At 72.4% G+C, this 14,884-nt stretch carries 10 protein-coding genes and 1 pseudogene; 6 read left to right on the plus strand and 5 right to left on the minus strand.

Annotated elements, in window-relative coordinates:
- The first annotated feature begins 60 nt into the window (after positions 1-60).
- From E4623_RS01310 to E4623_RS22420, 3 genes are all read left to right on the plus strand, one after another.
- Complete coding sequence (locus tag E4623_RS01310) at positions 61-2,229, plus strand: MMPL family transporter (protein WP_134764715.1); 2,169 nt, start codon at positions 61-63, stop codon at positions 2,227-2,229.
- A gap of 67 nt (positions 2,230-2,296) precedes the next feature.
- A complete protein-coding gene (locus tag E4623_RS01315; protein ID WP_209020440.1) occupies positions 2,297-4,882 on the plus strand; it encodes a bifunctional FO biosynthesis protein CofGH in 2,586 nt (861 codons plus the stop codon).
- Between the two features lie 119 nt (positions 4,883-5,001).
- The gene (locus E4623_RS22420; RefSeq protein WP_167736421.1) at positions 5,002-5,163 is read left to right on the plus strand and encodes a GPGG-motif small membrane protein; all 162 of its coding nucleotides are present in this window, start codon (positions 5,002-5,004) and stop codon (positions 5,161-5,163) included.
- A 70-nt stretch (positions 5,164-5,233) separates the two neighbouring features.
- On the opposite strand, the gene E4623_RS01320 is transcribed toward E4623_RS22420, so the two are convergent.
- On the minus strand, positions 5,234-5,620 hold the full coding sequence (locus E4623_RS01320) for a VOC family protein (protein WP_134764717.1): 387 nt from the start codon (positions 5,618-5,620) through the stop codon (positions 5,234-5,236).
- A 21-nt stretch (positions 5,621-5,641) separates the two neighbouring features.
- Here E4623_RS01320 and E4623_RS01325 point away from each other — a divergent pair, with 21 nt between their 5' ends.
- Positions 5,642-6,115 carry a DUF5709 domain-containing protein gene (locus E4623_RS01325; RefSeq protein ID WP_134764718.1) on the plus strand — a complete coding sequence of 158 codons (474 nt, stop codon included), beginning with the start codon at positions 5,642-5,644 and terminating at the stop codon, positions 6,113-6,115.
- A gap of 184 nt (positions 6,116-6,299) precedes the next feature.
- Here the strand turns inward: E4623_RS01325 and E4623_RS23090 are convergent, their stop codons facing one another.
- A complete protein-coding gene (locus E4623_RS23090; protein WP_134764719.1) occupies positions 6,300-7,562 on the minus strand; it encodes an HNH endonuclease signature motif containing protein in 1,263 nt (420 codons plus the stop codon).
- A gap of 175 nt (positions 7,563-7,737) precedes the next feature.
- On the opposite strand from E4623_RS23090, the pseudogene E4623_RS23095 reads away from it, so the two are divergent.
- Together E4623_RS23095 and E4623_RS01335 are read left to right on the plus strand one after the other, a co-directional pair.
- Positions 7,738-8,001: pseudogene (locus E4623_RS23095) on the plus strand (integrase core domain-containing protein); the annotation flags it as partial.
- A gap of 230 nt (positions 8,002-8,231) precedes the next feature.
- Positions 8,232-9,563, plus strand: a complete 1,332-nt coding sequence (locus tag E4623_RS01335) for a cation:proton antiporter (protein WP_134764720.1) — start codon at positions 8,232-8,234, stop codon at positions 9,561-9,563.
- A 54-nt stretch (positions 9,564-9,617) separates the two neighbouring features.
- Here E4623_RS01335 and guaA read toward each other — a convergent pair whose 3' ends face one another.
- From guaA to E4623_RS01350, 3 genes are all read right to left on the minus strand, one after another.
- The gene (guaA, locus tag E4623_RS01340) at positions 9,618-11,180 is read right to left on the minus strand and encodes a glutamine-hydrolyzing GMP synthase (RefSeq protein WP_134764721.1); all 1,563 of its coding nucleotides are present in this window, start codon (positions 11,178-11,180) and stop codon (positions 9,618-9,620) included.
- Positions 11,181-11,411: 231 nt separating this feature from the next.
- On the minus strand, positions 11,412-13,124 hold the full coding sequence (locus E4623_RS01345) for a GMC family oxidoreductase (protein WP_209020441.1): 1,713 nt from the start codon (positions 13,122-13,124) through the stop codon (positions 11,412-11,414).
- A gap of 13 nt (positions 13,125-13,137) precedes the next feature.
- On the minus strand, positions 13,138-14,760 hold the full coding sequence (locus E4623_RS01350; protein WP_134764723.1) for a succinic semialdehyde dehydrogenase: 1,623 nt from the start codon (positions 14,758-14,760) through the stop codon (positions 13,138-13,140).
- Between the last annotated feature and the right edge of the window lie 124 nt (positions 14,761-14,884).

Here is a 14,884-nt window from a genome sequence, read left to right on the forward strand (position 1 = left end):
GGGGTCCATAGGGGGAAATCCGGATGCCCGGCACCGCCTGATCCTGAGAGAGTCCTGAACATGCATCGTCAGATCGCGGGCCGGCTGACCGGCCGAATGTCCAAGTGGGTCGTCCTGGCCGTGGTGATCGTGGCCACCGCCGGCATGGGTGCGTTCAGCAGCAAGCTGACCGAGGTCCAGAACAACGAGGCGGCCTCGTGGCTGCCCGGCTCCGCCGAGTCGACCAAGGTCGCCGAGGAGCTCTCCGGCACCGTCGATCCCAACGAGATCCCGACCCTGGTGGTCTACGAGCGCGACTCCGGGCTCACCCCCGACGACCTGGCCGAGATCGCCGCCCAGGCCGCCGAGCTGGCCGGCGTCGACGGGGTGACCGAGGAGTCGCAGACCCTGCTCACCGGGTCGCAGCCGCCGGTGGTGGTCTCCCCCGACGGCCGGGCCGCGTTCGTCCCGTTCGTCTGGGACTTCGGTCCGGACGGGTGGACCGAGGTCCCCGACGCCGCCGAGCAGGTCCGCGACATCGCGACCCTCGACGGCGGCTCGGTGCACCTCGCCGGCTACGGCGGGCAGGCCGCCGACGCCGCCGAGGCGTTCGAGGGCATCGACGGCGCCCTGCTGCTGACGGCGCTCGGGGTCGTGGTGGTCATCCTGCTGTTCACCTACCGCAGCCCGGTGCTGTGGATGCTGCCGATCTTCAGCGCCGTGGTGGCCTACACGATCTCCGGCGGCGTGGTCTACCTGCTCGCCAAGTACGCCGACCTCACCGTCAACGGCCAGAGCCAGGCGATCCTCGGCATCCTGGTCATCGGCGCCGGCACCGACTACGCCCTGCTGCTCGTCGCCCGCTACCGCGAGGAGCTGCGCCGCCACGAGGACCGCCACGAGGCGATGGCCTTCGCGCTGCACCGGGCCGCTCCGGCGATCCTGGCGAGCGCCGCCACCGTCGTGGTCGGCCTGCTCTGCCTGGTCGTGGCCGACCTCAACTCCACCGCCGGCCTCGGCCCCGTGCTCGCCGTCGGCGTCGCGGTGACGTTCCTGGTGATGGTCACCCTGCTCCCCGCGCTGCTCGTGATCTGCGGTCGCTGGCTCTTCTGGCCCAAGCGCCCGGCGTTCGACTCGCCCGAGCCCACCGCCACCGGGTTCTGGGCCCGCGTCGGGGGCCGGATCGCCCCGCGCCCGCGCGCCGTGTGGGCGGTCACCGCCGGGCTGCTCCTCATCGCCTGCCTCGGCGTGCTGAAGCTCGACACCTCCGGGTTGTCGACCGAGGACACCTACACCAAGGAGCTCGACTCCATCCAGGGCCAGGCCGTGCTCGTCGAGCACGGTCTCCAGGACACCTCCAACACCGTGCAGGTCGTCGCGGCGACCGACGCGATGGACGACGTCGCCACCACCCTGGGCGACGTCGACGGCCTCGGCGAGGCCACCGAGCCGACCGAGATCGGCGGCGGGCGCTCCTACCTCGAGGCCACGATCGAGCACGACATCTCCTCGCCGGCGGCGTTCACGGTGGTGACCGACACCCGCGACGCCGTCCACGGGATCGACGGCGCGGGCGCCCTGGTGGGCGGTGGGTCGGCGTTCTACCTCGACACGAAGGTGGCCTCCGAGCGCGACAACAAGGTGATCATCCCGATCGTGCTCGCCGTGGTGTTCCTCATCCTCGTCGGCCTCCTGCGCTCGCTCCTCGCCCCGGTGCTGCTCATCGGCACGGTGGTGCTGTCCTTCGGCGCGGCACTCGGCATCTCGGCGATGATCTTCGACTACGTGCTCCCGCTCGTCTTCGACCAGTGGCCCGACGGCGCCAACGTCGACCCGGGATTCCCGCTGTTCGCGTTCGTGTTCCTGGTGGCGCTCGGGATCGACTACAACATCTTCCTGATGACGCGGGTGCGCGAGGAGACCCTCGCGCGGGGCACGCGACGCGGCACCCTGGTGGGCCTCGCGTCGACCGGCGGCGTCATCACCTCGGCCGGCCTGGTGCTGGCGGCGACGTTCCTGGTGCTCGGCACGATCCCGGTGGTCTTCCTCGCCGAGCTCGGCATCGCGGTCGCCCTCGGCGTCCTGCTGGACACGATGATCGTGCGCTCCGTGCTGGTCACCGCGCTCAACCTCGACCTCGGCGGGAAGATCTGGTGGCCCAGCAAGCTGGACGCCGAGGACGCCCCGCTCGAGCCCGCGCAGGAGCCCGTCAAGGAGCCGGCGACGACCGGCTCGACCGGGCGGGCGTGAGCCGGATCACGTGCCGTCGCGTGGGCAGGCCGCCCGGTCCTGCGCACGCGTGGCTACCGTGGCGTGGGTGACTGAGTCCCGTACGACGGCCGGCGCGCCGAGCGCCACCGGTCCGACGCCGCAGCAGGTCCGCCGCGCGCTGGCCCGGGTCGAGCGGGGCGCCCGCGTCGACGTCGGCGAGGCCACGGTGCTGCTGGCCGCGACCGGAGACGACCTCGACCGGCTGACCGCGGCCGCGGCCGCGGTGCGCGACGTCGGCCTGGTGGCCGCCGGCCGCAGCACCGGCGGTCGGGGGGTCGTGACGTACTCCCCGAAGGTGTTCATCCCGGTCACCAAGCTGTGCCGCGACCGGTGTCACTACTGCACGTTCGTGGAGAGCCCCGGTGCGCTGGCGCGGGCGGGGCACGCCATGTTCCTGTCCCCCGACGAGATCCTCGACATCGCCTCGCAGGGTGCCGCGCTCGGGTGTCTCGAGGCGCTCTTCACCCTCGGCGACCGTCCCGAGGACCGCTGGCCCGAGGCCCGCGCGTGGCTCGACGAGCAGGGCTACGACTCCACCCTGGCCTACGTCCGCGCGATGGCGGTGCGGGTGCTGGAGGAGACCGGGCTGCTGCCCCACCTCAACCCCGGTGTCATGTCGTGGGAGGAGATGAACCGGCTCAAGCCCGTCTCCCCGTCGATGGGGATGATGCTCGAGACCACCTCGCGGCGGCTGTACGAGACCAGGGGCGAGGCCCACTTCGGCTCCCCCGACAAGGACCCCGACGTCCGCCTCCGCGTCCTGGAGGACGCCGGTCGCCTCTCGATCCCCTTCACCACCGGTCTGCTCGTCGGGATCGGCGAGACGCTGGCCGAGCGCGCCGAGACGATCTTCGCGCTGCGGAAGGTCTCGACCCAGTTCGGCGCCGTGCAGGAGGTGATCGTCCAGAACTTCCGGGCCAAGCCCGACACCGCGATGCGCCACAGCGACGACCTCGGCCTCGACGAGTACCGCGCCAGCATCGCCGTGACCCGTCTCGTGCTGGGACCGAAGGCCCGCGTGCAGGCCCCGCCCAACCTGGTGGACCTCTCCGAGTGCCGCGCGCTCCTCGGCGCCGGCGTCGACGACTGGGGCGGTGTCTCCCCGCTCACCCCCGACCACGTCAACCCCGAGCGCCCCTGGCCCTCGATCGAGCGGCTCCGCTCGATCACCGCCGAGTGCGGCTTCGACCTCCGGGCCCGGCTCACCGTCCACCCCGAGTACGTCCGCGCCGGCGAGCCGTGGCTCGACCCGCGGGTCTCGGCGCACGTCGCGGCGCTGGCCACCGACGACGGTCTCGCCGTCCCCGACGTCCGACCGGCGGGGTTGCCGTGGCAGGAGCCCGACGGCGGCTTCGCCTCCGTCGGGCGCACCGACCTGCACGAGGCCGTCGACCGTGAGGGGCCTGGCGGGGGGCGCACCGAGGACCGGCGTACCGACTTCGCGGACGTGTACGGCGACTGGGACCAGGTCAAGGACGCCGCCGCCGGCACCTCGCTCATCGACGGCGCGCCGTCGGTGCTGCACGCCGAGGGCCGCGAGGCGCTCGCCGCGGCCGAGGCCGACCCGGGCGGGCTCTCCGACGAGCACGCCCTGACCCTGATGACCGCCGAGGGCCCGCTGCTCGACCAGGTCTGCCGGCTCGCCGACGACCTGCGGCGCGAGGCCGTCGGCGACGAGGTCACCTACGTCGTCAACCGCAACATCAACTTCACCAACGTCTGCTACGTCGGCTGCCGGTTCTGCGCCTTCGCGCAGCGCCGCACCGACGCCGACGCGTTCTCGCTGTCCCTCGACGAGGTCGCCGACCGCGCCGAGGAGGCCTGGGAGCTCGGCGCGACCGAGGTCTGCATGCAGGGCGGCATCGACCCCGAGCTCCCGGCGACGGCGTACTTCGACCTCGTCTCGGCGGTCAAGCAGCGGGTCCCCGACATGCACGTGCACGCCTTCAGCCCGATGGAGATCGTCAACGGCACCGCCCGCACCGGGCTCTCGGTCGAGGACTTCCTCATCAAGGCCCGCGAGGCCGGTCTCGGCTCGCTGCCCGGCACCGCCGCGGAGATCCTCGACGACGACGTCCGCTGGGTGCTGACCAAGGGCAAGCTCCCCGCGCGCACCTGGATCGAGATCGTCTCCACCGCGCACCGCATCGGCATCCCCACGACCTCGACGATGATGTACGGCCACGTCGACAACCCCCGGCACTGGGTCGGCCACCTCCGCGTGCTGTCGCGGATCCAGGACGAGTCCCTCGCCGCCGGGCGCACCGGCTTCACCGAGTTCGTCCCGCTGCCGTTCGTGCACACCTCCGCGCCGATCTACCTCGCCGGCGTCGCCCGACCCGGACCGACGATGCGCGACAACCTCGCCGTCCACGCCCTGGCCCGGATCCTGCTGCACGGGCGGATCGCCAACATCCAGACCAGCTGGGTCAAGCTCGGCGTCGACGGCACCCGCGCGATGCTCCGCTGCGGCGCCAACGACCTCGGCGGCACCCTCATGGAGGAGACCATCTCGCGGATGGCCGGCTCCGAGCACGGCTCGGCCAAGACCGTCGCCGAGCTCGTCGAGATCGGCGCCGGCATCGACCGACCCGTACGCGAACGCACGACGACGTACGGTTCTCACCCCTAGGGGCAGGCACCCCGGCGGGTGAATCCCCCCGACCCGTGCCACGGCAGGCTCCTAAAGGCCCGAGATCCGGGTCATGGGCTCCCGATGTCTGGGCGCCCGCTAGTAGTCAGGAGCACACCATGGGCTTCCTCTTGTGGATTCTCGCTGTCATCCTCGTCGTCTTCGGCGTCGTCCAGCTCATCCAGGGTCAGATCCTGCTCGGCGTCGTCTGCATCGTGGTCGGCCTCGCGGTCGGCCCCGGCGGCTGGAGCATCTTCAACAGCCGCAAGTCGCGCGCCTGACCTCACCGTCGTAGGCACTCCGAAGGGCACCCCGAGTTCACGGGGTGCCCTTCGTGCGTCCGGGCCGAGCTCAGGGCTCGAGGACGACCTCGACCTCGAAGCCCTCGGAGTTCTCCAGGTAGAGCGCCGTGTGGTCGTCGCCGCCGGCGTGCGGGTAGCGCGCGGCGTACAGCTCGTGCCAGCCGTGCGCCGTGGACTCCGCGCGGACCCGGTCGAGCAGCTCACGGGTGTCGACGGTCAGGGCCAGGTGGTTGACCCCGGGGCGGAGCCGGTCGTAGGGCTCGTCGACCTGGTCGGGTGACCGCTCGACGAAGAGGTAGGTGCCATCGGGGTGCACCCACGACTGGCCGGGGAGGTCGATCTCCCAGCCCACCTCCCCCAGCAACCACCCCCACTCGTCGGCCGCCAGCGCAGCGTCGTCGACCCAGAGGTCCCAGTGGTGGATCGCGCGAGCCATCCCTCACCGTACGGTGGAGGCATGAGCGAGTCGAGCAGCGGCGACGAGTACGGCACCTACAGCACCGACGACGAGGACCAGCTCCCCGGCGAGGACACTCTCGGCTCGGACGGCGCCCCGAACGACGTCGCCGACGAGCTCGACCGCGGCTACTCGCCGCCCGAGAGCTGGTCGGCCGCGCAGGGGTTCGGCAACACGCCGTACGAGGAGGCCGTCGGTGAGACCTTCGACCAGCGCCTCGCCCAGGAGGAGCCGGACCCGACGGCCGACCCGGACGCCGTCCTCGACGAAGGGCCGGACGAGCAGGCCGAGATCGACGCCGGCGAGGTCGGCTCGGTCCGCGCCGGGCGTCTGGTCGCCCCCGACCAGGGACTCGGTGAGGACGTCGACTCCGAGCTCGTCGGGCGCGACGTCGGCATCGACGGCGCGGCCGCCTCGGCCGAGGAGGCCGCGATGCACGTCGTCGACGAGGACGACGCCGACCTCGACTACTGACCGCGACGAGTACCCCGTCGGTGTCGGGTCCAACCGGCACGGCCGCGCACCGGCGGCACCACCGCCGACACCGAGCAGGACCGCGCCTCGCCCGCGACGGCGCGGCTGCCTCGCACCAACGCGCGCTACGTGTCCGACCCCGTCCAGACGTGCCGACATCCCCGCCTGGGGCGGGGCGGGGTGGTCAGGGTTCGGCTGGCTCGGCTGGTGGTTCGGCTGGTGGTTCGGCTGGTGGTGGGTGGAGTGGGGTGGTGCCGTGGTGGTCGCGTCGGTAGGTGAGGCCGGAGGGTGCGGTCCACTCGAACGTGCCGGGCTCGGTCATCGTGTAGCGCCATCGTCCGTGGGTCTTGGCGCGGTGGTGCCTACGGCACAGGGGTGCGAGGTTGTCGCTGGAGGTGGTGCCGCCGAGGTCGTGGGGGGTGATGTGGTCGAGGTCGCAGCGGGTGGCGGGGCGTCGGCAGTGGGGGAAGACGCAGGTGAGGTCACGCAGCTCGATGTGTTCACGTAGCCGGTCGGGGGCTTCGTAGGCCTCGACGTGGACGTGGCCGTTGAGGTCGATGACGGGCTTGACGACGACCTTGGTGGACGCGGCGCACCAGCTCTGGATGGTCTCGACGGTGACCGGGGTGCGGGTGGTCTCGCAGCGGGCGAGGTCGGGTGAGTCCTGGTGCAGGTGGACCACCAGCGCCCGGCCGGTCTGGCTGGTCTGGTTGGGGTGGTCGAGGGGTTGGTCGCCGCGGGCGAGGTCGCCGAGGGCGAGGGAGCGTCGGACGTCGAGGGGCGCGTGGCAGCCGGCGTCGGCGAGCCTGGCGGCTCCGGTGCGGAGGGCGTCCTCGAGGTCGAGGGCGTCGGGGACGGAGAGGAGTCCCTCGAGGTGGACGTGGCCTTCCAGGGTCGGCTGGGTGAGGTCGATCCAGGCGTGTCGCTCGTCTCCGGCGGGGGCGAGGTCCTGGGGTGCGTAGCGGGCGAGGGCTTCGTCGATGAGGCGGTCGAGCTGGGCGAAGGTGACGGTGCGCACGGCTTGGGCGAGGCGGGCGTCGACGTGGGCGGCGCCGTCGAGGGGGAGCCGCATGGTGGCCTCGGCGATCCGGCCGGCCTTCCACACCGGGAGCCGTCCGTCGAGGACCGCTGCCCAGAGTCGGGGGAGGCGGTAGCGCAGCTCCAGGGCGCGGCCCAGGTAGCCGAGCCCGGCATCGGTGCTCATGCCCATCGCGGCGGCGAGGTCGTAGGCGGCGAACTCCTCGATGACCGGGCACCCGACACCACCCAGGGGCAACGGTCGCTCCCCGAAGGTCACGGCGTCCGGGTCGTCGTCGGTGGTGTGCTCGAGGGCCCAGTCGAGCACGGCGACCAGGGTCGCGATCTCGGCCTGGCGGGCTGCGTCCTGCTTGCCGCGCACGACCATAAGCGCCGGGTCGGCGTCCTGGGTAGCAGTGGTTGCGGCCATGCCTGATTCTACCTCGACCCGTACTCAATCGCCAGTGTGTTCGAACATCCTGTGAACGCGAACGCGCAGATGACGCACGAGCTAGGTGTCATGCCCAGCCACGTTGTGCGATCGGGTACGGCGAGTCTTCGGCGCGGTAGTGCTCAGAACATGTGTCGGAGGTGCGCCAGGCGAACCTGCACGCCGCTACGAACCCGACGCCTCGGGGCGCTGCTCCACGTCGACCTCGAGAAGCGCGGCACCATCCCCGACGGCGGCGGCTGGCGCTACCGGGGCCGGCCTGCGGGAAAGGAGAACCGGCCCTACCGCCCCCAGACCAACGGCAAGATCGAGCGCTTCCACCGCACCCTGGCCGCCGGCTGGGCACACCGGCGCCTCCACGACTCCGAGAACACCCGCCGCACTGGCAGGGTGGCTCCACCGGTTCAACCACCACCGGCTCACTCAGCCCTCGCAGGCCCTCCACCAGCCGACCAGCTCGACACGGGGGCCGCTGCGGTCGAACGCGATGACCCGGTTGGACAACCTGGCTGGGCGCCACAGCCCGACCCGGCCGCCGGACCTACGGCCGGCCCACCTCGACCCAGGGAGCAGCCGAGGCGCCGCGCAGCTCGACCCCGCCCGCAGGGGTCTGCCGCGAGCGGCACCGGGTGCACTAGACAGGGTTGAATGGAACCCGCCGGCTACTTCCTCCTTGCTGGCACGTGTCTTCTCGTGGCGGTCGCGCTGCCGACGTTGCTGCACCGGTACGCCGTGTCGCCGGCGATGGTGCTGCTGCTGGTCGGCGTCGTGGTCGGGCTGACGCCGCTCAGCGACGGGCTGGTCCTCGACGTCTCCGACCACCACGACCGCGCGATCGTGGAGCACGTCACCGAGCTGACGGTGCTGGTCGCGCTGATGGGCGTCGGGCTGGCCATCGACCGGCCGCTGGACCTGCTGCGCCCGTCGACGTGGCGCACGTGGTCGCCCACGTGGCGCCTGCTGGCCCTCGCCCTCCCCGCCTGTGTCGCGGCGGTCGCCCTGCTGGGCTGGGCGGCGCTGGGCCTGGCGCCCGCGACCGCGCTCCTGCTCGGCGCGGTCCTCTCCCCCACCGACCCGGTGCTGGCCTCCGACGTCCAGGTCGGGGGCCCGGGCTCCTCGATCGCCGACGACGAGCCCGACGAGGTGCCCTACGCCGAGGACCAGACCACGTCGACGGAGTCGAGCGAGATCCGGTTCGCCCTGACGTCGGAGGCCGGGCTCAACGACGGCCTGGCGTTCCCGTTCGTGCACGCCGCCGTGCTCGTCCTCGCCGGCGGGTCCTTCCTGACCGGCGCGGCCGAGTGGGCCAGCTGGTACGTCGTCGGCAAGCTCGTCCTCGGCGTCCTGGTCGGCGTCCTCATCGGCCGCGGCCTCGGGCGACTGGCGTTCCGCGCGAAGACGTCGTCACTCCGCCTGGCCGAGCAGGGTGAGCCGCTGCTCGCGCTGGCCGCCCTCCTCACGACGTACGGCGTCGCCGAGCTGGTCCGGGGCTACGGGTTCATCGCCGTCTTCGCCTGCGCGATGGCGCTGCGGGCCGCCGAGCACCGCCACGACTACCACCGCGCGATGCACGACGTCGTCCAGCGCCTCGAGCGGCTGCTCACCCTGGTGGTCCTGCTGCTGCTCGGGATCGCGCTGTCCTCGGGTCTCCTGGACGCCCTCGACTGGCGAGGCGTCGTCGCCGGCACCGCCCTGGTGCTCCTGATCCGCCCCCTCACGGCGTGGCTGTCGCTGAGCGTCCTGCCCCGCACCGGTGACCGGGCCGGCGGTCTCGACCGGCGGGCCCGGCTGGCGGTGGCGTTCTTCGGGATCCGCGGCGTCGGCAGCCTGTACTACGTCGCCTGGGCCACCAGCCACGCGGAGTTCACCGATGCCGACTGGGTCTGGGCCACGGTCGGCTTCACCGTGGCGTTCTCGGTGCTGGTGCACGGCGTGACGGCGACGCCGGTCATGCGGCGGATCGAGTCGGAGCCGGCCTGAGCGCCGTCGCGGCGCCCGCGCCCGGACGGCGCAGCGGCCGGGACGACGGGGCCGTCACTCCCACTCGATGGTGCCCGGCGGCTTCGAGGTGATGTCGAGGGTGACCCGGTTGACCTCGGCGACCTCGTTGGTGATGCGGGTCGAGATCCGCTCCATCAGGTCGTAGGGCAGCCGGGCCCAGTCGGCGGTCATCGCGTCCTCGGAGGTGACCGGGCGCAGCACGACCGGGTGGCCGTACGTGCGGCCGTCGCCCTGGACGCCGACCGAGCGGACGTCGGCGAGCAGCACGACCGGCATCTGCCAGATGTCGCGGTCGAGGCCGGCGCGGGTGAGCTCCTCGCGCGCGATCGCGTCGGCCTGGCGCAGGATGTCGAGGCGGTCGCGGGTGACCTCGCCGATGATCCGGATGCCGAGGCCCGGGCCGGGGAACGGCTGGCGCCACACCATGGTCGACGGCAGGCCCAGCTGCTCGCCGACGGCGCGGACCTCGTCCTTGAAGAGCGTCCGCAGCGGCTCGACGAGCTCGAAGTTCAGGTCGTCGGGCAGTCCGCCGACGTTGTGGTGCGACTTGATCGTGGAGGCCCCCGCTCCCCCGCCGGACTCGACGACGTCCGGGTAGAGGGTGCCCTGGACGAGGTAGGCCGTCGTGCCGGACTGGGCATCGCCGAAGACGCGAGCCTCGGCGGTCTCGAAGGTGCGGATGAACTCCCGGCCGATGATCTTGCGCTTCTCCTCGGGGTCGCGCACGCCCGCGAGCGCGTCGAGGAACTGGTCGGCGGCGTCGACGACGTCGAGGACGTCGAAGACCTCCTCGAAGTCGTGGCGGACCTGCTCGGTCTCGCCCTGCCGCATCATCCCGTGGTCGACGTAGACGCAGGTGAGCCGGTCGCCGATCGCGCGCTGCACGATGGCGGCCGCCACCGCGGAGTCGACGCCGCCCGACAGCGCGCAGATCGCGCGACCCTCGCCGACCTGGGCGCGGATCGTCTCGACCTGCTCCTCGACGATGTTGAGCATCGTCCACGTCTGGCGACAGCCGGCGATGTCGTGCAGGAAGTGCTCCAGGACGAGCTGGCCGTGCTCGCTGTGCAGCACCTCGGGGTGCCACTGGACGCCGGCCATCCGGCGGTCGACCGACTCGAACGCCGCGACCGGCGTCCCGGCGGTGGAGGCAAGGACGTCGAACCCGGACGGCGCCGCGACGACCGAGTCGCCGTGCGACATCCACACCGTGTGCTGCTCGGGGATGTCGGCCAGCAGGGCGCCGCCGGCGCTGACGGTGACGGGCGTCCGGCCGAACTCGCGCGCGCCCGTCGCGGCGACCTCGCCACCGAGCCCCTCGGCCATCAGCTGGAAGCCGTAGCACATGCCGAAGACCGGCACGTCCGCGGTGAAGATCGACCGGTCGATCGCGGGAGCGCCCTCGGCGTACACCGACGACGGGCCGCCGGACAGGATGATCGCCTTGGGCTTGCGCGCGAGCATCTCGGCGACCGGGACGTGGTGCGGGACGATCTCGGAGTAGACCCGGGCCTCGCGCACGCGCCGCGCGATGAGCTGCGCGTACTGCGCCCCGAAGTCGACAACGAGGACCAGGTCGTGCTCGGGCGCCGTCATGGCCGCCAGCCTATCGAGGCACGGCGGTCGTCCCGGTTCCGGGCGTGCTGCAGGACCCCGCCGGGGAGGGAGGGGAGGTGGCGGGGCCCTGAGCGTCGGTGCCGGTCGAGGACGGGCAGCGACGACGAACCCGTCCCTCAGGAGGGAGCAGCATCCACACGGGTCCGCCCGGTAGAACGACGACGACGTCCCGCGGTTACGCCACCGGGCGCGACGTCTCGGTGTCCCGCGTCACGAGACGCCGACGATGGGCAGCCGCAGGGCCCCCGACGCGTGGGGCGGGACGGCGGGGGTCCGCGGCGCGACCGGCTCGATCCGGCGGTACTCCGCACCCAGCGGCGGGCGCTGGTCGGGCTCGCCCTTGTTGGGCCACAACGCCATCGCGCGCTCGGCCTGCGCGGTGATGGTGAGCGAGGGGTTGACCCCGAGGTTGGCCGAGATCGCCGATCCGTCAGCGACGTGCAGCCCGGGGTGGCCGAAGACCCGCTGGTAGGGGTCGATGACGCCGTTGGCCGGCTCGGTGCCGATCGCGCAGCCGCCGATGAAGTGGGCGGTGAGCGGCATGTTGAACGGCTCGCCGATGTTGCCGCCCGGCGTCCCGCCAAGGACGCCGGCGATCCGGCGGACGGCGTCGTTGGCGGCCGGGATCCACGTCGGGTTCGGCGCTCCGTGGCCCTGCCGCGACGTCATCCGCCAGCCGAGCAGGCCCTTCTTGCCGTACGTCGTGATCGAGTTGTCGAGGCTCTGCATCACCAGCGCGATCACGGCTCGCTCGGACCAGTGCTTGAGGTCGTAGAGCTCGAGCAGGTTCCGCTTCTGCTCCCACATCGCCCGGAGCCAGGTGCGCCAGCGCGGCTCGTCGCCGTCGCCGTCGGTGAGGACGGTCTGCAGCATCGCCATCGTGTTGAAGCCCCTGCCGTAGCGGCAGGGCTCGATGTGGGTGTGCTCGTCGGGGTGGAAGCTCGAGGTGATCGCGACGCCGTAGGAGTAGTCGGTCGGGTCCGAGGACGGCGCGATCGCGCCCAGGATCGACTCCGAGTTCGTGCGCGACAGGAAGCCGAGTCGCTCCGAGAGCCGGGGCAGGTGCCCCTCGTCCTTCATCCGGTGCAGCAGCTTCTGGGTGCCGAGGGACGCCGCCGCCATCACCACGTGCTCCGCGGTCAGGGTGCGGGTGCTGCGCGCGGTGGCGCGCCTGGCCTTCGTGTACCTGACCGCGACGTCGTACCCGCCGCCGTCACGGGGGCTGACCCGGGTGACCGTCGTGAGCGGCAGCACCGTGGCGCCGCGCTTCTCGGCGAGGTACAGGTAGTTCTTGACCAGGGTGTTCTTGGCGTTGTGACGACAGCCGGACATGCACTCGCCGCAGTTGGTGCAGGCGTTGCGCGCCGGGCCCTCGCCGCCGAAGAACGGGTCCGCGGACTCCTCGCCGGGCTGCTGGCCGGGTCCGCCGAAGAAGACGCCGACCGGCGTCGGGTGGAAGCTCTCCCCCACGCCCATGTCGGTGGCGACCTTCTCCATCACGTCGTCGGCCGGCGTCCGCACCGGGTTCTCGACGACGCCCAGCATGCGCTTGGCCTGGTCGTAGTACGGCGCCAGCTCGTCGCGCCAGTCGGTGATCCCGGCCCACTGCGGGTCGGCGTAGAACTGCTCCATCGGCTCGTAGAGCGTGTTGGCGTAGACCAGCGAGCCGCCGCCGACACCGGCCCCGGCGACGATCAGCGTGTCGCGGAGCGCGTCGATGCGCTGGATGCCGTAGCACCCGAGGGCCGGTGCCCACAGGTAGCTCCGCACGTCGAGGGTGCCGGAGGAGAACTCGTGGTCCTCGAAGCGCGGCCCCGCCTCGAGGACGCCGACGCGGTAGCCCTTCTCGGTCAGCCGCAGCGCGGCGACGGAGCCGCCGAAGCCGGAGCCGATCACCAGGACGTCGAAGTCGGGCTCACTCACGTTCTCGGCCACGTCAGGCCCGCCCGAGCTTCTTCATGAGGCGGAGGTTGGTGGTCATCACCTTCGCGTAGGTCTCGTCGGACATCCCGAGCATCGGCGCGAACCGCACCAGCCGCTGGGTGGCGACCGACTGCGGCTCGGTGTAGCGCAGGATGCCCTCGGCACCCTGCCGGCGACCCGTGCCGGACTCCCGCATCCCGCCCATCGGCGCGTCGATGCTGGCGAAGGTCGCCCCGAACGCCTCGTTCACGTTCACCGTCCCGCACCTCACGTGCCGGGCGATGGCGCGGGCCCGGGCGCCGTCCTGGCTGTAGATCGAGGCGTTGAGGCCGTACTGGCCCTCGTTGGCGCGGCTCACGGCGTCCGCCTCGTCGTGGAAGCGGTAGAGCGAGACGACCGGACCGAACGTCTCGTGGGCGAAGCAGGTCATCTCGGGCGTGACGCCCTCGAGGATGGTCGGCTCGAAGTAGTAGGGGCCGAGGTCGGGGCGGGCCCGGCCGCCGGCGAGCACCCGGGCGCCGTGGGCGACGGCGTCCTCGACATGGGCGACGACGGTGTCGAGCTGGTCCTGGCTGACCAGGGAGCCCATGTCGTTGTCCCAGTCGAGGGTGGCGCCCAGGGTCATCGCCTCGGTGCGCGCCACGAACCGCTCGACGAACCGGTCGTAGACCTGGTCGGCGACGAACATCCGCTCCGTCGAGACGCACAGCTGGCCGGCGTTCGAGAACGACGCCCGGACCGCACCCTCGGCGGCCTTCTCGAGGTCGGCGTCGCGCAGCACGAGCAGCGGGTTCTTGCCGCCGAGCTCGAGCGAGCAGCCGATCAGCCGCTCCGCGCACTGCCGGGCGATGATCCTGCCGGTCGCGGTGGAGCCGGTGAAGCAGACGTGGTCGGAGCCGGCGATGATCGCGGGCCCGAGGTCGGGGCCGGGGCCCGCGACGACCTGCCACAGGTCGGGCGGGAAGCCGGCCTCGTCGAGCAGCCGGGCACCGAGCAGCGCGCTCAGCATCGTCTGCGCGTCGGGCTTCAGCACCACGGCGTTGCCGGCGAGCAGGGCGGGGAGCCCGTCGCAGAGCGCCATCGTGAACGGGTAGTTCCAGGGCGAGATGATCCCGACCACGCCCTTCGGCACCCGGTTCACCTCGACCCGCGTCAGCCCGGGCACGACGCCGCGCTTGCGCCGGGTGTCGAGGTGCTGGTGCGCGGTGCGGGCGTAGTAGCGCGCGGTGAGGGCGATGTGCAGCGGCTCGTCGAAGGCGTGCTTGCGCGCCTTGCCCGACTCCAGCACGATCAGGTCGATGATCTCGGCCTGCCGGTCGAGGACGAGGTCGTGCAGCCGCAGCAGCATCGCCGCCCGCTCGTCGAGCGGCACCCGCGCCCACGCCGCCCGGGCCCGGCGGGCCCGCACGAACGCCTCGGCGACGTCGGCCTCGCTGGACTGCGGGACGTGCGCCAGCGGGGCGCCGTCGAGCGGGCTGTCGACCGGCGACGTCGTGCCCGAGGTGGCGAGGAGGCGGGCGGTGAGCCGGTCGACGTAGCCGCGGTCGAGGACGTACGACGCCGTCGGGTCGTGCTCGGGATCGGCTGGTCCGGCGACCAGGGGGCCGCCGGGCGTCGGGTTCGGGGAGCCACTCATATACCGACAGTATGTGACGGCGGCCATCCTTGCTACCCGTCGGTCACCTTCGTCTCGGATCCCGGTTCCCTCCGGACGTCCTCGATCCGCTCGCCCGGTCGCCACCGCCCGGACACGAAGCGCT

The sequence above is a fragment of the Nocardioides sp. 1609 genome (assembly GCF_004522105.1).
GTDB lineage: Bacteria > Actinomycetota > Actinomycetes > Propionibacteriales > Nocardioidaceae > Nocardioides.